We start from the raw sequence: 19,674 nt of genomic DNA on the forward strand, positions 1-19,674 counted from the left end.
GCGGGTGGTGGGCGGCCACGACTGTTCGCACGTGTGGAAACCCCACCACCATCCAACTAGTTATTGTAGGCTGCCCTAATAGAGACAGGCTGTAACTAAGGTGGGAGATGCAGATGACACGGTATTCGGCACGCCGGTGGGGCGTGCGCGCTGCTGCACTGGTGGCAGCGGCGACGATTCTTGTCGGCTGTTCCGACGCGAAGAGCACTGAAGCCGAAACGAGCACTGAAGCTGAAGTGACGTCGGAGGCAGCGGCACCCCAGAAGTTACTGGCTTTGGACGAGTTTGCCGCCCTCAATGCTCTGACACTCGGGGTCAAGCCCGACACCGTTTTTGCGACGCTGCAGTCGCAAGCGGCCAAGGAGATCCTGCAGAGTGAGGGAATCGAGGTCATCGACAAGCCGACATTCTTCCAATCGCCGGACATCGAACAAATCGCGGCGGTCGGTCCGGACAGGATTTTGCTCAGTGACGTCGGTTCCCTGACGTCGATTGTCCCGCAGGCCAACGAGATTGCGCCGACCACGGTTCTGGCCTACGCGGCGCCGTGGCGCGAGGTGATCGCCACGACGGCCGATGCGCTCGGGAAACAGACGGAAGCCGATGCGGTTGTTGCCCGCCTCGAGGCCAAGTTCGGTGAGGTCTCGGGCGAAGTAGCAGCGCAGCCTCAGACGTTGTCGGTCCTGGTCGGATTCTCCGGCGGCATCTACACCGTCATCCCGTCGTCGCCGATGTCGTCGATCATCGAGGAAGCCGGATTCGGGCGCCCGCAGGCCGAACTCGACGCGAAGGTCGGTCCCAATACCGGTGTTGCCACGTCGTCGGTGTCAGCAGAGAACGTCGGCGCGCACGTTGCCGACGCCATGGTGGTCACGTCGGGAAACATCTACGACGGTGCCTTGGTACACGCAAATCCGTTGTTCAGCGAGATTCCGGCGGTGACCGCAGGGCGAACCGCCGACGTGAGCGGTGAACTCTGGTTCGGCAGTTACCCATTCGCGGTGTACTGGATTCTCGAAGACCTGCATGCACTTGCCGACCGCAGCCTCGCAGGCACCGATCTGCAGGCCGAGATCGCCGCGGACTCCGACGCCGTGGCGCGGTGGAAGGCGTTCTCGGCATGACCGTCGTAGCGGAGACTGCAATCGCGCAAGAGCCTGTAGACGCCGGGGTACGCGCCAAGGCAGAGGCGTCGGTTCACAAGGCTGCGCTTCGTGAACTCCTGCAACCGGTTCGGACGCGAACCACCCTCGCCATGGTGATGCAGGTAGTCGCGGCGGTGGCTGCGATCGTGCCGTACGTGGCCATCGCCGAGTTGGGGAAGATCCTGATAGTCGGTGGTGACATCGATTCGTCTCGCGTCTGGACCATCGTGAGTGTTGTTGTCATCGGATTGGGGCTGAGAACATTCTTCGGCGGCGGCGCACTGGTGGTGACGCATTTCGCCGATGTCCATCTGCAGGCGATCTTGCGTCGGCGCATTGCTGCCACTCTCGGTCGACTTCCGCTGGGCTGGTTCACCTCCCATTCGTCGGGAACCGTGCGGAAGGCGGCGCAGAACGACATCGCGGATCTTCACTACCTCGTGGCCCACAGCGCCGTCGAGACCACCGGAGCCGTCGCAGTTCCGTTGGTCGGACTCGGCTATGTGATCTCGATCGACTGGCGTCTGGGACTGCTCGCGATCGCCACTCTTCCGATTTACGTGATCGCTTACGCGATCATGACGCGGGGCATGGCAGTCAAGATGAGTGAGATGAACGAGGGCATTGCCGAGATCAGCAACACCATCGTCGAGTTTGTCACCGGCATTGCCGTGGTCAAGACGTTCGGTCAGGACAGGCGGGCACATTCCCGATACCGCGATGCTGCCAAGGGTTTTGCCGTGTCCTACGAGGGATGGGTCCGGCCGATGCTTCGCACCGAGGCGCTGGCCACCATTGCTCTGAGTGCTCCCGTCGTCTTGGTGGTCAACCTCGGTTTCGGGTCCTGGTTGGTCCACTCCGGAGTGGTGTCCCCGATCGATGTTCTGACGAGTTCACTGGTGGCGATGGTCATTCCGATTTCCGTCACCACCATCGGATTCGGGATGCAGGCCAGGCGTGAGGCCTCGGCCGCAGCGGCGCGGCTCGCCGAACTCTTCGCGACGGATGCGCTGCCGGAATCGGAGAATCCGAAAAGTCCGGCGGGCAACGACGTTCGGTTCGCGGAAGTGTCGTTTGCGTACGACGGCGGTTTCGACGTTCTGTCCGAGATCAACCTGACGCTCCCGGCTGGGTCGGTCACGGCGTTGGTCGGGCCGTCGGGTTCGGGTAAGTCGACGTTGGCGACATTGGTTCCTCGGTTCCACGACGTGCGCGCCGGCAGTGTGTCCATCGGCGGTGTCGACGTTCGAGACATCGCAACCGACGAGTTGTATCGGCACGTCGGATTTGTTCTGCAGGACGTTCAACTACTCGAAGCGAGTGTGGTGGACAACATTCGGTTGGCGCGCCCGGATGCGAGTCTGGCGGAGGTGAAGGCAGCGGCATCCGCAGCTCGGATCGACCGATGCATCGAAGCGCTCCCACGAGGCTACGAGTCCGTGGTCGGCGTCGACGCCAGGTTCTCGGGCGGGGAGGCACAACGAGTGTCGATTGCCCGCGCGATTCTCGCGGACACGCCGGTTCTCGTACTCGACGAGGCAACGGCATTCGCGGATCCGGAATCCGAGGCTGATATCCAGGAAGCGCTGTCGCGGTTGACGCTCGGCCGTACGGTGCTGGTTATCGCTCACCGATTGGCGTCCATTGTCAGCGCAGATCAGATCGTCGTCCTCGATGGTGGGCGCATCGTGGAGACGGGGTCACACGATGCGCTTGTCGCGAACGGGTCGACATACGCCCGGATGTGGTCTTCCCATCAACGCGTCGACGACGCGGTGTCCCGAAAGGGCAACTCATGATTCGCGACCTGTTCCGAATTCTCGGTCCCGAGAACCAGAATCGCTACCGCGAGTTCCTGGTGTGGGCGGTGCTGTACGGCGTACTGCAGGGGTTGGCTGTCGCCCTGTTGGTGCCCACGGTGCGGGCACTGTTCGATCAGGACTGGGCCGGTGTCGCCGGTTGGCTGACGGCTATGGCGGCCTGTGCTCTTGTCAGTTCGATTGCGCATTATCTCCAGGCAATGAAGGGTTTCGAGTCCGCGCTGACCCTGCTGCGCACTATGCATCTGCGCCTGGGGGATCATCTGGTGACCTTGCCTCTCGGATGGTTCGGTGCTGGGCGGCTAGGCCAGGTCTCGCAGGTTGCCAGCAAGGGCACCATCTCGGTGATGGGTGCCGCTGCGCACCTGATGACACCGATCATCTCCGGAATCGCCGGGCCCGCAACCATCGTCGTGTGCATGCTGTTTTTCGACTGGCGACTCGGACTGGCTCTGGTGATCGGTGTTCCGGTTCTGTTTGCCGCTGCTCGGTTTGCTTCGATCATGACGGCGCGCGCCGACGGTCAGGCTCACGACGCTGCCGTCGAATCGAACAATCGGGTGCTGGAATACGCTCGCTGCCAACCGGTCCTGCGGGCGTTCGGCCGGACCCACGGTGTGTACGGCCCGCTCGACGACGCGATCGAAGCTCAACGCATCGCCGGACGGTCGCAGTTGTGGTTCGTGGTGATCGGATCGGTAGTCAACGGCGTTGCACTCCAGTTTGTGTTTTCCGCGGTGATCGCGGTGGGCGCCTTCCTCGCGTTGGGCGGTGATATCGATCCGGTCACCTTGATCGCACTGCTCGGGCTCACGGCCCGTTTCATTCAGCCTCTCGGCGAGATCGGGGAATTCGGTGGTGCCATTCGGATGGCCCGCAACGAAATTCGCCGGATGTCTGAGATTCTCGAAGTGGAACCGTTGGCCGAACCCGAAACCAGTGCCCGTGCGACGGGGGAGATCGCCGTGCAATTCGACGGCGTCGGCTTCGGTTACGACACGAGCAGCAGTGACGGCTCGAGCAGAAAGGTGCTGCGGGATATCTCGTTCGACGTGCCCGCCCGGTCGATGACCGCACTGGTCGGTCCGTCCGGATCGGGAAAAACCACGATCACCCGTTTGACAGCTCGCTTCTACGACGTGGATTCCGGGGTGGTGCGTGTCGGCGGAGTGGACGTACGTGACCTCACGACCGCCGACCTCATGGCGCAACTCTCGCTCGTGTTCCAGGACGTGTATCTCTTCGACGACACGTTGATGGCCAATATTCGCTTGGGTCGCCCCGACGCCACGGATGACGAGGTGTTCGAGGTCGCTCGCATCGCCGGTGTCGCCGAAATCGCCCTGCGACTCCCCGGAGGGTGGGACACCCGCGTCGGTGAGGGGGGAAGCGCGCTGTCCAGCGGTGAACGTCAGCGGGTGTCCATCGCGCGGGCATTGCTCAAACGAGCCCCGATCGTGTTGCTCGACGAGGCCACTGCTGCGCTCGATCCGGAGAACGAAGCGCACGTGCAGGCGGCGATGACCGAGTTGGCGACCGGCGCCACCCTGCTTGTGATCGCGCACAAACTGTCGACGGTGGTGGCGGCTGATCAGATCGTTGTACTCGGGGACGATGGATCAATCGTCGAAGTGGGTACTCACGACGTGTTGCTCGCGGCCGGCGGCAAGTATGCGGATTTCTGGGATCAACGCCACCGCGCGGCGGGATGGAGGTTGGTGGCAGGCTGAGAGGTTATGCGGACTGGAAAGAAGACGGGGCGGCCTCCGACTCTGTCGACGGAGGACATCGTCGAGGCTGCCCTGGCCGGAGATCTGAGCACCTTGACGATGCCCGGTGTGGCAAAACGCTTGGGTGTCAGTCACTCTGCGCTGTACCGATATTTTGCCGACCGCGAAGCCTTGCTACGAGCGTGCGCGGATCATGTTGTGCGCCTGATGGTGTGGCCGGACACCGATAAACCATGGCGGGAGTTTCTCCGTGAGTTCTGCGACGTGTTGTGGCTCTCGTTCGAGCGCTACCCCGGTCTGGCTCAGGTAGGTCTCACCGTTCCGGGAACGCCGCCCGCGATAGTGGAAGTTGTCGAGAAACTGGCCGGGTCGCTGATGGCACAAGGATTTCCTGCGCGCGATGCACTGCTTGCCGTCGATTTCGTGTCCGAGGTCACGATGACGCAGTTCGCGATGATGGCGGCGCTCGACAACACGGTCAGCACTGCCGATTCCCGTTCCGCGCGGCAGGCGTACCAGGACAGTTGGAATGCATCCGAGGCGTTGACGGAGGGGCTCGGCGACGAATCGACGTGGCACGGGCGGGGTTGGCTCGACGACAAGATCACGATCATGCTCGACGGCCTCGAAAGGCGTGTGGTCCGGTGAGTTATCTACTAACTTAGAAGGTAATGCCCGATTCATTCCGTTGCGGGTTATGGTTCAGATTGATTCGGGTGGTTGCTCCACGAGAGGCGAGGATCATGGATCTCGAAGCGATTGTGCACATTCAACGGCTCAAGTACCGATATGCGCGTTCGTTGGATACTAAATCCTGGGTCGAATTCGCAGACACGCTGACCGTTGACGCCACCGCAATCTACGGCGAGCAACTCAGTTTCGACTCCCGTGATTCTTTTGTGTCCTTCCTCGAGAACACTCTCGGCGCCCATGTCATCACCGAGCACCAGTGTGGTCAACCGGAGATCGACGTCGACGGTGACACTGCCACCGGGGTGTGGTGCCTCGCCGATACCGTCGTGGTGCCAGAGGACGGCATGCTGATGCGGGGTTCGGCTTTCTATCACGACAGGTACGCCCTGTGCAGTGACGGTAAGTGGAGAATCTCGCATACGAGTTACGAGCGGACCTGGGAGTCGGTGATGTCGCTGTCGGACATGCCGAGCTTTCGGCTGACGTCGAACAAGTGGGCCATGTTGCAACCGAACTCCTACGGGAACTCGATTCCGGCTGTGTCCGCCGGGTGACGGGCGAAAATATCCGGTCCTGGATTCGGGGATTACCCGCTCTGACCGGGACACCGCCACCGGCCCCGTCGACGTTTCCCGACCGTCCGAACGACCTGTTCGTCAGCTGGCTGCGCGAAGCCGTCGCCGCCGGAGTTCGTGAACCGCACGTGTGCGCGCTCGCCACCGTCGACGGGAGCGGTGTCCCCGATACCCGGTATTTGATTCTCAAAGATGTGACGGACGCCGGGTTTTGGTTCTCCGGTAGCTCGGATTCCATGAAGGGGATTGAGCTGCAGGCGAATCCGCAGGCGGCGTTGGCGTTCTACTGGCGCGAGCAGGGGCGTCAGATCCGGATCAGGGGAGCCGTGAAAGCGGATACCGGGCCGGTCAGGGATCGCGACTTCGTCGAGCGCTCCGTCACGGCGAGGGCCGTGGCGGCAGCGAGCCGGACAAGTCAGGTCCTGACCGACCCGGAAGAGTACAACCGACTTGTCGAAGAAGCGGCGGCGGCCATCGAGAATGATCCCGGCTTCGTAGCCGAGAACTGGCGTGCGTGGTGCCTGGTTCCCGAGACGGTCGAGTTCTGGCAAGCGGACCAAGGCCGTCGGCACCAGCGCTGGCAGTATCGCCGCACCGGTGACGGCGATTACCTCCGTGAGGTCCTGTGGCCGTGACAGTTCGAGCTACGTCGCGCTGATCTCCGGCGACACGAGGTTGACGACGATGGACTGCCCGCCGAGTTTTGCGTGAATCTCGGGATGCTCGAACCCCGACGAGAGCAGGTAGCTGCCGAGCATGGTCAGTAGTTCGTCCAGATCAACCGTCGGATCCGACGAATGCGCGCTGGACGGGGACGCCTGGTTGGCAAGAAGTTCGGTGTGGGTGAGTCGTCCGGCGACACGAACCGCGGCTACACCCATGGCGTCGCGTCGGACAACGGTACGGCTGCGAGTTTCGAGGTTGCGCGACGATTCACGGGACGGCGTTGGTGTTGCGGCAGGCATGGACGGGTCCTCTCCGCTGCTGTGTGCTGCGGTGCTGTGGGTGGGAAGGGCAAAGCTGAAGGCGTCGGTCGGCTTGCTTGACGCAGGGTCGGCTGTAGCCGTGGAACTGCCGGAGCCGTTGGTGAGTCCACCGTTCGATCCATGGGAGGAACCGTTGGTGGCCCCGTTTGTCGACCCGTTAGTCGACCCGGTGGGACTGCTTGCTCCATGCGAAGTCTTGTCTTCCATCGTGCGCTCCTGATGCTGTGTGCTCCCAATACCCGCATACAAACCGGGCCCGTAAACAGACCTCGCCCGTTAATAGACCACGCCCGTAAACAGACCATAGGTTTGCACAGTTTCGGCAAACATACCAGGAGTCGGTTTTGCCTCACACGGCTTCGGCGGTGATCGCTACGCGTGTACGGCAGTGCGCCGTTGAATCTTCAGCCACGCGAGGAACCCCCACACGACAAAGAAGGCGTAGACGAGATAGAGGATCGCCGACGGGTAGTAGCCGGCGCGGAAGAGCAATGGCACACCCACTGCGTCGACGCCGATCCAGATGAGCCAGAACTCGGTCCAGCCACGGGCCATGCCGTATGTGGCGAGGATCGAACCGGTGAAGATCCAGGCTTCTGCCCACGCGCCGTACGAGCCGAGGACCGTGAAGACCCATGCGAAAATTACTGTGCCACTTGCCATGACGGCGATCATCGCCAGACGTTCCCGCGTGCTCGCCCAATGTGGCAATACTGCGTCACCGGAACTCTGCGCACCGCGCCGCCACTGCATCCACCCGTAAATGCTGACGGTGATGAACAGCAATTGACGGCCGGCCTGGCCGTACAGGTTGAGCTCTTGCGGTGTATGGAACAGCGCACCCATGAACACGGTGAACAACAAGGCATTTCCGGCGATACCGACAGGCCAGGCCCACACGGATCGCCGGGCTCCGGCTATTGCCGAGCCGATGCCGAAGGTATTCCCGATGATCTCCCGCCACAAGATCGTGGCGCTGCCGATGTGTAGTTCGGCGTCGAACAGCGCCTCGATCAGGCTCATCAGTCCGCAGCAGCGACGAGTGGTTCGAGCGTCAGATCAGGGAGTTCCTTCTGGATGTACTGCAGGCGCCACTTGTCACTGACCAGAGCCAGCAGGACGCCGTCCGAGCGGGTGAAGACCTCGACGCCGCGCTGACGGTTCAGTTCGACCTCGGATGCGGCGTCGGTACGTCGTGCCAGTGCGTAGCCGAGCGGCTCCATCTTGGCTTCGACGTTGAATTCCGCCTTCATCCGAGCCGCGACGACCTCGAACTGCATCGGGCCGACGGCCGCCATGACGGGGGACGCGTCGCCGCGAATGTCGTTGCGGAGAATCTGCACGACGCCTTCGGAATCGAGTTGGTCGACGGCACGGCGGAACTGCTTGTACTTTCCGGCGCTCTCGGCGCGCAGGATCGAGAAGTGTTCCGGAGCGAAGGACGGGATCGGCGGGAACTCGATCTTCTTCTCGGTGTACAGGGTGTGGCCGGGTGCAAGTGCGGTGGCGTTGACCAGGCCGACGACGTCACCGGGGAACGCGGATTCGACGGTGGAACGCTCGCGGCCGAACACCGTCTGCGCGTACTTGGTCGTGAACGGCTTGCCGGTCTGCGCGTGGGTGACGACCATGCCGCGTTCGAACACGCCGGACACGATGCGCATGAATGCCAGACGGTCACGGTGCGCGGTGTCCATACCGGCCTGCACCTTGAAGACCACCGCGCTGAACGGATCGGTGACTTCGCGCGGCTTGCCGTTGATGTCGTCGCGGGCACGCGGCGGCGGCGCCAACTCGACGAGGGTGTCGAGGATCTGACGGACACCGAAGTTGAGCATCGCGGACGCGAAGATCACCGGGGATGTCTGCCCGGCCAGGAACATTTCCTGATCGTGGTCCTGGCCGGTAGCCGAGAGCAGTTCACTCTCCTCGGCTGCGGTCTCCCACTCGGAGCCTTCCTTGGCGAGTGCGGCGTCGGCGTCCATGACCTCTTCGGGGGCGATTTTTGCGCCGCCGGCTGTGCGGGTGAACCGGACGTACTCGCGAGCTGCTCCGTCCTCGCCGCGTCGCAGCAGGCCGCGGAAGTCGCCGGCGATTCCGACAGGCCAGTACAGGGGAGTAGGTGTGAGGCCGATGCGCTCACTGATCTCGTCCAACAATTCGAGCGGGGTCTGGCCGGGACGGTCCCACTTGTTGATGACCGTGATGACCGGGATGCCGCGGTGACGACACACCTGGAAGAGCTTGAGCGTCTGCGGTTCGAGGCCCTTGGCGGCGTCGATGAGCATGACGGCCGCGTCGACGGCAGTCAGGACGCGGTACGTGTCCTCGGAGAAGTCGGAGTGACCGGGGGTGTCGACGAGATTGATGACGTTGATCTGATCGTCGGGCGTCTCGGACGAGTGGTAGTTGAACTGCAGCGCGGTGGAACTGACGGAGATGCCGCGGGCCTTCTCCATTTCCATCCAGTCCGAGACCGTGGACTTGCGTCCGGCCTTGCCGTGAACTGCGCCGGCTTCGGAGATCTTCTTCGCGTGCAGAGCCAGCGCTTCGGTGAGCGTCGACTTACCGGCATCGGGGTGCGAGATGACGGCAAAGGTGCGACGACGTGCAGCTTCGGCGGCGAGGCCCTTCGCGCTGACCGGAGCGGATGTGTCACCGGTGTCGGACTGGACAGTCGAGTCGGTGGGGACAGTCGAGTCGGACGGGGTAGTCAACGAAGAGCCTCTCGCAGTGGGAGCAGTGGGCGTAGCGCGAAAAAGCACGGGTGCGGACGCACAACAGAGAAAGGATACTCGCCCACGAATTGGCGGTAACACTCGGCGAACTTTGTCTGATTATCCAGATAGGTGTGCGTGGGATCACATGGTGGGTTCGGCGACTGTATTCAAGCGTTCTGAGGAGCTGCATTGAGCAAATTCACCGACGAGATGTACAAGAGTGCCGCTATCGGCGATCACGGCATAGTGACGGGCGAACCGGATCGCCCGCTACGACAGACGTGGGGCGACATTCATCGGCAAGCGCGAGCGATGGCGGGTGCGTTGGCCGACTCGGGGATCGAGCACGGAGTCGCCGTCGGAATCCTGGCCGGTCAACCGGTCGACATCGCGCCGGCCTGCCAGGCGAGTTGGATGCGCGGCGCTTCCGTGACGATGTTGCATCAGCCGACACCGCGAACCGATCTGGCGGTGTGGGCGCAGGACACTCAGAAGGTGATCGACATGATCGCCGCGCGGGCCGTCATTGTCGGGAGCCCGTTCGATGCGGCAAAACCACTTCTGGAAGCGAGTGGCATCACGGTGTTGACGATCGACGAACTGCGGGCCGGGCGGGCGATCGATCCGGTCGACACCGCGGAATCGGATATCGCTCTGCAGCAGTTGACGTCAGGGTCCACCGGGTCGCCGAAAGCCGTGCAGATCACGCACGAGAACTTCTACGTCAACGCGTACGCGATGGTCAATCGCATCAAGTTCTCGATCGACGAGGACGTCATGGTGAGTTGGCTCCCGCTCTTCCATGACATGGGCATGGTCGGATTCCTCAGTGTTCCCATGCAATTGGGGGCCGAGGTGGTCAGCATCACGCCGTTGGACTTTCTCCGCAGTCCGATCCTGTGGGCGGAGCTGATGGGAAAGTACGGTGGAACGGTCACGGCAGCACCGAATTTCGCGTACTCGCTTCTTGCGCGACGCCTGGCTCAGGCGGAGGACGGCGCTGTGGACCTCTCCACTGTCCGGTACATGTGGAACGGCGCCGAACCTGTCGACCCAGACACCTTGGACGCCCTCGCCCGGGCCGGGGCACGGTTCGGATTGAATCCGACGGCGCTCGCACCTGCGTACGGAATGGCCGAGACCACTCTGGCCGTGTCCATCCCAGATCCGGGTCAAGGTGCGATCGTCGACTACGTGGATCCCGATTTCCTGGATGCGATGTCGCGGGCAGTCCCTTCGAACCGTCCGAATGCGCGGGCTCTTGCGACTCTGGGGCGACTTGTTCCGGACTTGGAGGGCCGCGTCGTCGACAGCGATGGGCTGGTGCTGCCGGCGCGGGGAGTCGGGATCATCGAGGTCCGAGGCAAGGCCGTCACGCACGGGTACATCACCACCGAAGGTCACCGATCCGCGCCTGGCGTCGACGGCTGGTTCAACACCGGAGACGTCGGCTACCTCACCGAAGAGGGTCTCGTCGTGGTCTGCGGCCGGGTCAAGGACGTCATCATCATGGGCGGTCGCAACGTGTATCCCACCGACATCGAGCGGGCAGCGGCGACAGTTGCCGGGGTGCGACCGGGAAATGCGGTGGCGGTGCGACTCGACGCCGGACAGAAGCGCGAGAGTTTTGCCGTTGCCGTCGAGACCAACGCGTTCGAGGATCCGGACGAAGTTTCCCGCATCGAGCACGACGTGATCCGCGCCGTGTTTACCGAAGTGGGTCTGCGGCCACGCGCCGTTGCTGTTTTGGGGCCTGGCAGTATCCCGAAGACGTCGTCGGGAAAACTGCGACGGTCCAACTCTGCGGCGCTGATCGGCAAGTAACCGTCAGTGCAGGCGATTCTGCGCTGCTTCGAGTCCCAGTTCGAGGAGTAGCTCCACCGCGTCCGCGGCCTCTTCGCAAACCAGATCGAGTTCTTTGCGTTCGGCGGCGGAGAACGGCTTGAGCACGTAATCGGCCGGGTCCATCCGGCCGGGTGGACGACCGATGCCGACGCGGGTGCGCAGGTAGTCCTTGGTGGACAGCGAACTCGAGATGGAGCGCAAACCGTTGTGGCCACCCTCGCCGCCGCCCAGCTTGAGGCGGATGGTTCCGAAGTCGAGATCCAGCTCGTCGTGAACGACGATGATGTTCGACGGATCAACCGAGAAGAACCGTGCCAGGCCGGCAACGGCGCCACCGGAGAGATTCATGTACGAGCGCGGCTTGCCGAGGATCACGCGTCGGCCCGCCAAGCGGCCTTCGACGATCTCGGCCCCACTCTTCTTGTGCGCGTTGAACTTTCCGCCCATCCGGCCCGCGAGGGTGCCGGCCACCATGAACCCGATGTTGTGTCGGGTCTTCTCGTACTGGGGGCCGGGGTTACCGAGTCCGATCACCAGGGCTGTATCTGTGCTCATCGGAAATCTCCTTTACCGACCGGGGGAGTGGACGCGCAAACGGCGCGTCACTCCGAAACTCGGAATGACGCGCCGCTCACAAGCTGAGTTCTCGAGGAGAACGCGAGGATCAGGCCTCTTCGGTTGCTGCCGCTGCTGCTGCTGCTTCTTCGGAAGCTTCGGTGGCTGCTGCGGTGATGTTGACGATCAGCACGTCTGCATCTGCCTGCAGGGTTGAGCCCTTGGGGAGCTCGAGCTGGCTTGCGAGGATCTGGGTGCCGGCTTCGAGGCCTTCGACCGAAACCTCGATCTGCTCGGGGATGTGCAGAGCGTCAGCTTCGAGCGAGATGGTGGAGGCATCCTGCGCGACCATGGTGCCGGCAGCTGCGTCACCGGTGACGACGACGGGAACGTCGATCGTGACCTTCTCGCCCTTCTTGATGACCAGGAGGTCAGCGTGCTCGATGTAGTTGCGGATGGGGTGCACGACGACCGACTTGGTCAGTGCAACCTGCTCCGTGCCGTCGATGTCGAGGGTCAGCACAGCGTTGGTGCCGTGTGCGCGGAGGATGGAAGCGAAGTCGCGAGCGACGACGTTGAGGTGCTTCGGGTCTTCACCGTGGCCGTACAGAACCGTGGGGACGAGGCCGTCGCGGCGTGCGCGGCGAGCTGCGCCCTTGCCGAATTCGGTGCGGACGACAGCGACGAGGTTGTTCTCTTCAGACATGATGAAACGGCTCCTACAACTCACGGGGTTCGTGCTCGGTTTACTGACGTGTGGTTCTGTCGGCGACAGATTCTGCCTTCGGAAAGTGGACAGGCGCGCACACGGCCAGGAGCGAAACGCTCGAGCTGAGCCGTAGCCGCGTCGATCACGGAAAACCTGCAGTTAGTGGAACAGCTGCGATTCACCCTCGCCGAGACAACGTCCCCACAGTACCGGAACTCACGCGTCGGAGCGAATCGCCGCACGAGTTCCGGTACGTCACTGCCGTATCAGGAGCGGGCGGCGCTGATTCCGGCGCGACGGCCGAAGAAGCTGCCGTCGCCGAGGCTGGTTCCGCTGGCGTAGCCGCCCGCGCAGACACCCGACGTGCAGCGACCCGCTGCGAACAGTCCGGGGATCGGCTCACCGGACACGTGCAGAACCTCGGAATCGACAGTCGTCTTCAACCCGCCGAGCGTGAAGCCACCGGTGCGGCCGCGCAGGTCGATTGCCGCGAACGGGCCGACGATCGGCTTGACCCACTCGGGCTTCTTGCCCAGCACAGGGTCGGAGTTCGACTCGGCGTGACGGTTGTAGAGATCGACGGTGGATTGCAGCGCGCCGACGGGAAGCCCCATCTCGGCTTCGAGTTCCTCGACGGTTTCCGCTACCCAGGTCGGCTGCGCACGTAACTGCGCACTGGACGATTCGGCAGTCATACCTTCCTCGTATGCAGCCTCGTCGATCACGAGGAAGGCCTGATTGTCCTGCTGGAAGAGTGTTGCCTGGCCGATGCGGCCCGGGTAGGTGTCCTCGGGGATGTATCGCTGGCCGCGACCGTTGACCAGAATGCCGCGCACCATCAATTGCGGGTCGCAGAAGAACGCGACCTCGGTGGCGTCCATGTGCGCGGTGTCGGCGCCGAGTGCTTGGCCGATCTGGATCGCGCGCCCGTCGTGCGCCTCGATGGAAGCAGCCGGATGGCCGAAGATGCGCGGTGCGTTGGAACGCACCATCTCGTTGTTGTACGCAAAGCTGCCCATCGCCAGTACGACACCCTTGCGGGCGCGGATCGCGACGTCCTTGCCGTAACGCTTGGCGACGACACCGACCACCCTGGGACCGTCGACCACCAGCGTCTGGACGCGCAAGTCGTATTCTGCTCGGACGCCCAGCTTTTCGGCAGTTTCGACCAGCGGCTTCATCAGCATGTAGCCGCCGCCCTGCTCGCCTGTCTTCTTCTCGGACATCTGCGGAACGTGTCCACGGGGCGCGGGATCGACCAGCGTGTTGAACGGCGCGGCGTTCTCACCGCCGGAATACATGAGGCCGTCGTCGAAGGGCGGTTCCCAGCCCGGCTGACCCCAGAACGATTCCTTGAAGGGGACACCGGCGTCGACGAGCCAGTTGTAGTGGTCGACGCTGCCCTCGCAATACGCGTCGATTTTCGCGTCGTCGGTTCCGGGGCCGAGTGCGGCTTTCATGAACGTCTTCATGTTGTCGACGGTGTCGTCGAATCCGCATGCCTTCTGCAACGGAGTGCCGCCGCCCAGGTAGATGAAGCCGCCGGCCAATGACGCGGCACCGCCCCAACCGCCGGTTCGCTCGAGTACGAGCACGTCGGCGCCCGCGCGGGCAGCTTCGATGGCCGCGGTGACTCCGGCGATTCCGTAGCCGGCGACAACAACGTCGGCTTCGAAGTCCCAGGTGGTGATATCGGAAACGGAAATCGGGGAAATAGTGGCGTCGGCCATGGGCGGCGTCCTCTCGCAAAAAACGAACTGATCAGGGTGAGAGTCAAGATTTGCAGCTCCGTTCGACTCCTGCCTGACGTGATCCCGGTCATCGGGAGACGCTTAACTCCCGCACAGCGCCGAGAAAGATATCCAAGTCTTTCTCGTCGACAAAACAGTGCGGAGACGCTCTGACCACGGCGTCGAGACCGCGGGCGGTCATGTCGAGGAGCGTCGATCCGCGGCTGCTCACCGTGACGGTGATGCTCTGCGCCGCAAGTCGACTGCGAACTTCGGCGGCCGGAACCGCGTCCAGGGTGAACGAGACGATGCCGCTGAGGGTGGGTCCGCGATCGTGGACGGCGACACCGGACATCGCGTCCAGCCCGGTTCGGAGATAGTGCGCCCTCGATTCGATCTGCTGGGCAACGGTTTCCGTTCCCAGCGCCAAGAGATAGTCCGCCGCCGCCCCGAGCCCGAGGCGAGCCGCGACGCTGGTTTCCCACAATTCGAACCGGGTGGCATCCGGCGCGGGCACGTAAGCGTCGGCGTGGGTCCAGTCCGCTCCGTGCAAGTCCATCGCGGCCGGTTCGAGCGCGGTCGCCAGTCCGGGACGCACGTACAGGAAGCCGGTTCCCCGTGGACCCCGAAGCCACTTGCGTCCCGTGGCGCTCAAGGCGTCGACGCCCAGGGCGGCCACGTCGATGGGTAATTGGCCCACCGATTGGCACGCGTCGAGGAGAACCAGCGCGCCGTGGCGCGCGGCCAGTTCGACAACCTCACGGACCGGGTTGACCAGGCCGCTGTTTGTAGGTGCGTGAACAACCGAGATGACGCGGACGCGGTCGTCGAGCATCGCTTCGAGTGCATCGAGGTCGATCCGGCCGTCGTGATCGCTCGGGATCACCTCGACCTTCGCGCCGGTTGATCGCGCCCGGCCCAGTGCGGCAATGGCGTTGCTGGCGTATTCGACACCGCAGATCAGTACGCGATCTCCGGGGTTCAAGGGCACTGCGCCGAAAAAGTCGTTCCAGGCGCGGGTTGCGCTGTCCGTCAACGCGATATCCGAGGGCTGGGCGCCGATCACCCGGGCCAGTGAATGTGGAACCGCAGCCAGGGCATCGCTGCGGCGGTCAGCGGCGACGTAGCCGCCGACGTCAGCTTCCAGGCGCAGATGCTCGATCATCGCCGTCAACACAGGTTCCGGCGGTAGGGAGGATCCGGCGCTGTCGAGGAACACCTTGTCGAGGCACCCAGGGGTGTCGCGGCGGATCGAGGTGAGGTCGAACATGGCACCATCCGTTCACTTCGGTGTGGTTCAAAGGCTCTGTGAACGAAGCTATACCGATGAACCGCACCCTGGGGACATTCGACGCCGTTGTGATCGGCCTTGCCGCGATGATCGGTGCCGGAGTGTTCGTGGTGTTCGCACCGGCAGCGGCGGTAGCGGGCACCGGATTGATGTTCGGTCTGGTAATCGCGGCAGGTGTGGCGTACTGCAACGCGACGTCGTCGGCGCAACTCGCCGCGCGGTATCCGACCTCCGGCGGGACGTACGTCTACGGACGTGAGCAACTCGGACCGTGGTGGGGGTTTGTCGCGGGGTGGTCGTTTGTGATCGGGAAAACCGCCAGTTGCGGGGCGATGGCGTTGACCTTCGCGACTTACGTTGTACCCGAACCGTATCGGAAGATCGTCGCGGTAGCGCTGGTGGTGGTGCTGGTCGCGGTGAACTACCGCGGTGTCACCCGGACGGCGCAGATGGCGCGAGTGATCGTCGCGATGTCCGTGACGGCGATCGGCGTGGGCTTGTGTGTTTCGCTGTGGGGACCAGGCGCGCATCGCGTCATGCCCGAGTTCGGTGTCGGTTCCTGGTACGGGGTTCTGCAGTCCGCGGGACTGCTGTTCTTTGCCTTTGCCGGGTACGCCCGCATCGCGACGCTAGGGGAGGAAGTCCGGGATCCTCGACGCACGATTCCACGCGCGATCCTGATAGCGCTGGGCGTCGCGGTTGTCGTCTATGCACTGGTGGCGATGGTTCTTCTGGTGACCCTGGGGCAGGAGAGACTTGCTCAGTCGACGCGTCCGCTCGCGGATGCGGTCGCTCTCACCGGGTGGGGGTGGGCCGAACCGATCGTGGTGGTCGGCGCCGCCGCCGCATCCGCCGGTGCACTGTTGGCGCTGATCGCCGGCGTGAGCCGAACCGCGATGGCGATGGCTCGCGAACGAGATCTGCCACGGACTTTCGCGGCGATTCACCCGCAATTTGCGGTGCCGCATCACGCGGAACTGGCCGTCGGCGCGATAGTGATCGCGCTCGTCTTGACGGTCGATCTTCGTGGGGTCATCGGGTTTTCGTCGTTCGGGGTGTTGTTGTACTACCTCGTGGCAAATGTCAGCGCTTATACCCAAGGACGCGCGGATCGGATGTTCCCGCGACTGCTGCAGGTTGTCGGAGCGCTCGGATGCGCGGTTCTGGCGTTCACGCTGCCGATATCCGCCGTCGCAGTGGGGACAGGTGTTGTTCTTCTGGGTTGTGGGTATCGGTGGATACGACTGAAAAAATTTGGCGACACGTAACACGGCAAAGGGTGCAATTGGTGTGTGTGGGCTCTATCGTCGGTACAACCGCTAGAGCACGCGTACCGCTAGACATACCCAAAGGGGAAGTCGAATGGCAACCGCAGTACTGGACACTACGCTGGACTCGCGTCCCGCCGCCGAGGCATATATCGGCGGGGTGTGCTTCAAGCAGGGCCCGCCGCGACTGGTCGGGACCGAGGTCGAATGGCTGACCAGGGACGCCGGTGGTGGCCGCCCGTCACTCGAGGCGCTGGCCCGCGCGCTGGGAAAACACACGCCCACCAGCATCGACCCTCGCTCGCCCGGCGCTCCACTTCCCGGCGGCAGTCTGGTGACCGTCGAACCGGGCGGTCAGATCGAACTCTCCTCGGCGCCGCGCACGTCAGCGCGTGAAGTATGCGATTACCTGAGCGAAGATCACCGCGTGTTAAGTGGGCTTCTGCGCGATCAGTCCGTCGAGATGTACGACGGGTCGGCAGATCAGCAGCGCCAACCACAGCGCTTGCTGCGATTGCCCCGATACTGCGCCATGGAACATCAATTTTCCTCGATCGGGCCGTACGGCGCCCTCATGATGTGCAACACCGCCGCCGTGCAGGTGAGCGTCGATGCGGGTGGCAGCCGAGAAGCCATCGCGCGGCGGTGGCGACTCCTCGGTGACATCGGGCCGGCTCTGATCGCCGCATTTGCGTGTTCGCCACAGCTGGAAGGGATTCCGCGAGGGGAGTGGGCGTCGCAACGTATGCGGACGTGGCTCGAACTCGACGCCAGGCGCACAATGCACGTTGTCGACGCCGCCGATTATGCGCAGTGGGCCTTGAACGTCCCGCTGATGTGTGTCCGGAACGGTACCGACGACTGGACTGCGCCGCGGGGCGCCACGTTTGGCGACTGGATCGACGGGGCACTCGAAGCCGACATTGGTCGTGCGCCCACGTCCGAGGATCTGGACTACCACCTGTCCACGATGTTTCCGCCGGTTCGTGCGGCCGGACATCTGGAGGTGAGGTACATCGACGCTCAACCCGGCGATCTGTGGCGCGTCCCGATCGCTGCGATCGACGCGCTGCTGTCCGGGCCCGCGGTGATGCAGGAAGCCGGTGATGCCGCGGCGTCGACGGCGGGCCGCTGGCGCGATGCCGCGGAATACGGACTGGTGGATGTCGAACTGCGTTCGGCAGCAACATCTCTGATGTCGCTCGCGGCGTCGTATGCGCCTGATCCCGAGTTCGTTCGTCTCCTCGATCGTGCGGCCGAGCGGTGTTGTCGGGGCCTGTCACCGGTCGAGGGAAGCTGATGTCGACGGAGGTCACCAAGGAGGCGGTCGAGACCGTGCTGGAGCGGGCACGAGCGCGTTCGCTGCTGCTCACGGATTGTGTCGACGACACCGAGTTGATCGCTCAGCACTCACCCCTCATGAGTCCGCTGGTGTGGGATCTTGCCCATATCGGCAACCAGGAGGAACTGTGGCTGGTGCGCGACGTGGGTGGGCGCGAACCGGTACGGCGCGACATCGACGACATGTACGACGCGTTCAAACATTCGCGGCCGACGCGCCCTGAGCTTCCGCTGCTGGACCCGGCCGAATCGCGTCAATACATACGTACGGTTCGCGGCAAGGTGTGGGACGTCTTGGCTGACAGCAACTTCGACGGAAAGCCGCTCGAACGCAGCGGGTTTGCGTTCGGCATGATCGCTCAGCATGAACAGCAACATGCGGAGAGCATGCTCGCAACACACCAATTACGTTCCGGCCCTGCGGCACTCGTAGCGACGCCCGCCCCCGCTGCGCGGCGTACACCCATTCATGACGAAGTGGTCATTCCCGCCGGACCGTTTGTGATGGGTACCGATGACGAACCGTGGGCCCTCGACAACGAGCGAACCGCTCATCAGGTGTATCTCGGCCCTTACGCTATCGACCGGTTCCCGGTTACCAACGGCGAGTTCATCGAGTTCATCGACGACGGTGGGTATTCCCGGCCGGAACTGTGGTCGCGGGCCGGATGGCGCCATCGCATCGACGCCCATCTCACTGCGCCGCTGTTCTGGGAACGCGACGGATCAACATGGTGGCAGCAGTCTTTCGGTACCGACAAGCCGGTAGCGGTTCGGCGTCCGGTAGTGCACGTCAGCTACTTCGAAGCCGAAGCCTATGCAACCTGGGTCGGCAAGAGACTTCCCACCGAAGCGGAATGGGAGAAGGCTGCGCGGTGGGATCCCGAATCCGGGCGGTCCAGACGGTTCCCCTGGGGCGATACCCCACCGGACGAGACTCGCGCCAATCTCGGCCAGCGCTATCTGTCGCCGGCTGACGCGGGGGCATATCCCGATGGCGCGTCGGCGTACGGAGTGGAGCAGTTGATCGGGGATGTGTGGGAGTGGACGTCTTCCGGTTTCCACCCCTATCCGGGTTTTCACGCGTTTCCGTACCGTGAGTACTCCGAGGTGTTCTTCGGCGGCGACTACAAGATGCTGCGCGGCGGTTCGTTCGGCACCGACAGCGTTGCGTGCCGTGGCACCTTCCGCAACTGGGATCATCCGATCCGGCGGCAGATATTTTCCGGATTCCGCTGCGCCAGAACACTGTCCGGACACGTCTGA

The 19,674-nt window shown here is 63.5% G+C and carries 17 protein-coding genes; 10 read left to right on the forward strand and 7 right to left on the reverse strand.

Going from position 1 to position 19,674, the window contains the following annotated elements; genetic code table 11:
* The first annotated feature begins 113 nt into the window (after positions 1-113).
* The 6 genes from FFI94_RS07410 (at position 114) to FFI94_RS07435 (ending at position 6,598) form a co-directional block, all read left to right on the forward strand.
* On the forward strand, positions 114-1,124 hold the full coding sequence (locus FFI94_RS07410) for an ABC transporter substrate-binding protein (RefSeq protein WP_138872411.1): 1,011 nt from the start codon (positions 114-116) through the stop codon (positions 1,122-1,124).
* Positions 1,121-2,944, forward strand: coding sequence for an ABC transporter ATP-binding protein (locus FFI94_RS07415; protein ID WP_138872412.1), 1,824 nt, complete (start codon positions 1,121-1,123; stop codon positions 2,942-2,944). The genes FFI94_RS07410 and FFI94_RS07415 overlap by 4 nt, the downstream gene beginning before the upstream one ends.
* Positions 2,941-4,695, forward strand: coding sequence for an ABC transporter ATP-binding protein (locus FFI94_RS07420; RefSeq protein WP_138872413.1), 1,755 nt, complete (start codon positions 2,941-2,943; stop codon positions 4,693-4,695). The genes FFI94_RS07415 and FFI94_RS07420 overlap by 4 nt, the downstream gene beginning before the upstream one ends.
* Before the next feature lie 6 nt (positions 4,696-4,701).
* Positions 4,702-5,343 carry a TetR/AcrR family transcriptional regulator gene (locus tag FFI94_RS07425; RefSeq protein WP_138872414.1) on the forward strand — a complete coding sequence of 214 codons (642 nt, stop codon included), beginning with the start codon at positions 4,702-4,704 and terminating at the stop codon, positions 5,341-5,343.
* 95 nt (positions 5,344-5,438) lie between these two features.
* Positions 5,439-5,942: a nuclear transport factor 2 family protein gene (locus FFI94_RS07430; RefSeq protein WP_138873650.1), complete on the forward strand. Its 504-nt coding sequence runs from the start codon at positions 5,439-5,441 to the stop codon at positions 5,940-5,942.
* Positions 5,939-6,598, forward strand: coding sequence for a pyridoxal 5'-phosphate synthase (locus FFI94_RS07435; protein WP_138873651.1), 660 nt, complete (start codon positions 5,939-5,941; stop codon positions 6,596-6,598). The genes FFI94_RS07430 and FFI94_RS07435 overlap by 4 nt, the downstream gene beginning before the upstream one ends.
* A gap of 9 nt (positions 6,599-6,607) precedes the next feature.
* Here the strand turns inward: FFI94_RS07435 and FFI94_RS07440 are convergent, their stop codons facing one another.
* The 3 genes from FFI94_RS07440 to FFI94_RS07450 form a co-directional block, all read right to left on the reverse strand.
* The gene (locus FFI94_RS07440; protein ID WP_138872415.1) at positions 6,608-7,156 is read right to left on the reverse strand and encodes a hypothetical protein; all 549 of its coding nucleotides are present in this window, start codon (positions 7,154-7,156) and stop codon (positions 6,608-6,610) included.
* A 165-nt stretch (positions 7,157-7,321) separates the two neighbouring features.
* Complete coding sequence (gene pnuC, locus FFI94_RS07445; RefSeq protein ID WP_138872416.1) at positions 7,322-7,972, reverse strand: nicotinamide riboside transporter PnuC; 651 nt, start codon at positions 7,970-7,972, stop codon at positions 7,322-7,324.
* Entirely contained in the window at positions 7,972-9,666 is a 1,695-nt protein-coding gene (locus FFI94_RS07450) for a peptide chain release factor 3 (protein ID WP_138872417.1), read from the reverse strand. Before FFI94_RS07450 ends, pnuC begins: the two co-directional genes overlap by 1 nt.
* 192 nt (positions 9,667-9,858) lie before the next feature.
* Between FFI94_RS07450 and FFI94_RS07455 the strand changes: the two genes are divergently transcribed.
* Positions 9,859-11,493, forward strand: coding sequence for a fatty acyl-AMP ligase (locus FFI94_RS07455; RefSeq protein WP_138872418.1), 1,635 nt, complete (start codon positions 9,859-9,861; stop codon positions 11,491-11,493).
* Between the two features lie 3 nt (positions 11,494-11,496).
* On the opposite strand, the gene pth is transcribed toward FFI94_RS07455, so the two are convergent.
* The 4 genes from pth to FFI94_RS07475 form a co-directional block, all read right to left on the reverse strand.
* Positions 11,497-12,069: an aminoacyl-tRNA hydrolase gene (gene pth, locus FFI94_RS07460; RefSeq protein WP_033234284.1), complete on the reverse strand. Its 573-nt coding sequence runs from the start codon at positions 12,067-12,069 to the stop codon at positions 11,497-11,499.
* Positions 12,070-12,178: 109 nt separating this feature from the next.
* Positions 12,179-12,775: a 50S ribosomal protein L25/general stress protein Ctc gene (locus tag FFI94_RS07465; protein WP_138872419.1), complete on the reverse strand. Its 597-nt coding sequence runs from the start codon at positions 12,773-12,775 to the stop codon at positions 12,179-12,181.
* Between the two features lie 269 nt (positions 12,776-13,044).
* The gene (locus FFI94_RS07470) at positions 13,045-14,508 is read right to left on the reverse strand and encodes an FAD-dependent oxidoreductase (RefSeq protein WP_138872420.1); all 1,464 of its coding nucleotides are present in this window, start codon (positions 14,506-14,508) and stop codon (positions 13,045-13,047) included.
* A gap of 88 nt (positions 14,509-14,596) precedes the next feature.
* On the reverse strand, positions 14,597-15,778 hold the full coding sequence (locus FFI94_RS07475; RefSeq protein WP_138872421.1) for an aminotransferase class V-fold PLP-dependent enzyme: 1,182 nt from the start codon (positions 15,776-15,778) through the stop codon (positions 14,597-14,599).
* Positions 15,779-15,834: 56 nt separating this feature from the next.
* Here FFI94_RS07475 and FFI94_RS07480 point away from each other — a divergent pair, with 56 nt between their 5' ends.
* From FFI94_RS07480 to egtB, 3 genes are all read left to right on the forward strand, one after another.
* On the forward strand, positions 15,835-17,067 hold the full coding sequence (locus tag FFI94_RS07480) for an APC family permease (RefSeq protein ID WP_138872422.1): 1,233 nt from the start codon (positions 15,835-15,837) through the stop codon (positions 17,065-17,067).
* A gap of 94 nt (positions 17,068-17,161) precedes the next feature.
* Positions 17,162-18,367, forward strand: coding sequence for an ergothioneine biosynthesis glutamate--cysteine ligase EgtA (gene egtA / locus FFI94_RS07485; RefSeq protein WP_138872423.1), 1,206 nt, complete (start codon positions 17,162-17,164; stop codon positions 18,365-18,367).
* Complete coding sequence (gene egtB / locus FFI94_RS07490; RefSeq protein WP_138872424.1) at positions 18,367-19,674, forward strand: ergothioneine biosynthesis protein EgtB; 1,308 nt, start codon at positions 18,367-18,369, stop codon at positions 19,672-19,674. Before egtA ends, egtB begins: the two co-directional genes overlap by 1 nt.

This window comes from Rhodococcus sp. KBS0724, assembly GCF_005938745.2.
In the GTDB taxonomy this organism is placed as follows: Bacteria; Actinomycetota; Actinomycetes; order Mycobacteriales; family Mycobacteriaceae; genus Rhodococcus_F.

Coding starts and splice junctions, on each gene's coding strand:
- FFI94_RS07410 (WP_138872411.1), top strand. CDS start 114: ATGACACGGTATTCGGCACGCCGGTGGGGCGTGCGCGCTGCTGCACTG.
- FFI94_RS07415 (WP_138872412.1), top strand. CDS start 1,121: ATGACCGTCGTAGCGGAGACTGCAATCGCGCAAGAGCCTGTAGACGCC.
- FFI94_RS07420 (WP_138872413.1), top strand. CDS start 2,941: ATGATTCGCGACCTGTTCCGAATTCTCGGTCCCGAGAACCAGAATCGC.
- FFI94_RS07425 (WP_138872414.1), top strand. CDS start 4,702: ATGCGGACTGGAAAGAAGACGGGGCGGCCTCCGACTCTGTCGACGGAG.
- FFI94_RS07430 (WP_138873650.1), top strand. CDS start 5,439: ATGGATCTCGAAGCGATTGTGCACATTCAACGGCTCAAGTACCGATAT.
- FFI94_RS07440 (WP_138872415.1), bottom strand. CDS start 7,156: ATGGAAGACAAGACTTCGCATGGAGCAAGCAGTCCCACCGGGTCGACT.
- pnuC (WP_138872416.1), bottom strand. CDS start 7,972: ATGAGCCTGATCGAGGCGCTGTTCGACGCCGAACTACACATCGGCAGC.
- pth (WP_033234284.1), bottom strand. CDS start 12,069: ATGAGCACAGATACAGCCCTGGTGATCGGACTCGGTAACCCCGGCCCC.
- FFI94_RS07465 (WP_138872419.1), bottom strand. CDS start 12,775: ATGTCTGAAGAGAACAACCTCGTCGCTGTCGTCCGCACCGAATTCGGC.
- FFI94_RS07470 (WP_138872420.1), bottom strand. CDS start 14,508: ATGGCCGACGCCACTATTTCCCCGATTTCCGTTTCCGATATCACCACC.
- FFI94_RS07475 (WP_138872421.1), bottom strand. CDS start 15,778: ATGTTCGACCTCACCTCGATCCGCCGCGACACCCCTGGGTGCCTCGAC.
- FFI94_RS07480 (WP_138872422.1), top strand. CDS start 15,835: ATGAACCGCACCCTGGGGACATTCGACGCCGTTGTGATCGGCCTTGCC.
- egtA (WP_138872423.1), top strand. CDS start 17,162: ATGGCAACCGCAGTACTGGACACTACGCTGGACTCGCGTCCCGCCGCC.
- egtB (WP_138872424.1), top strand. CDS start 18,367: ATGTCGACGGAGGTCACCAAGGAGGCGGTCGAGACCGTGCTGGAGCGG.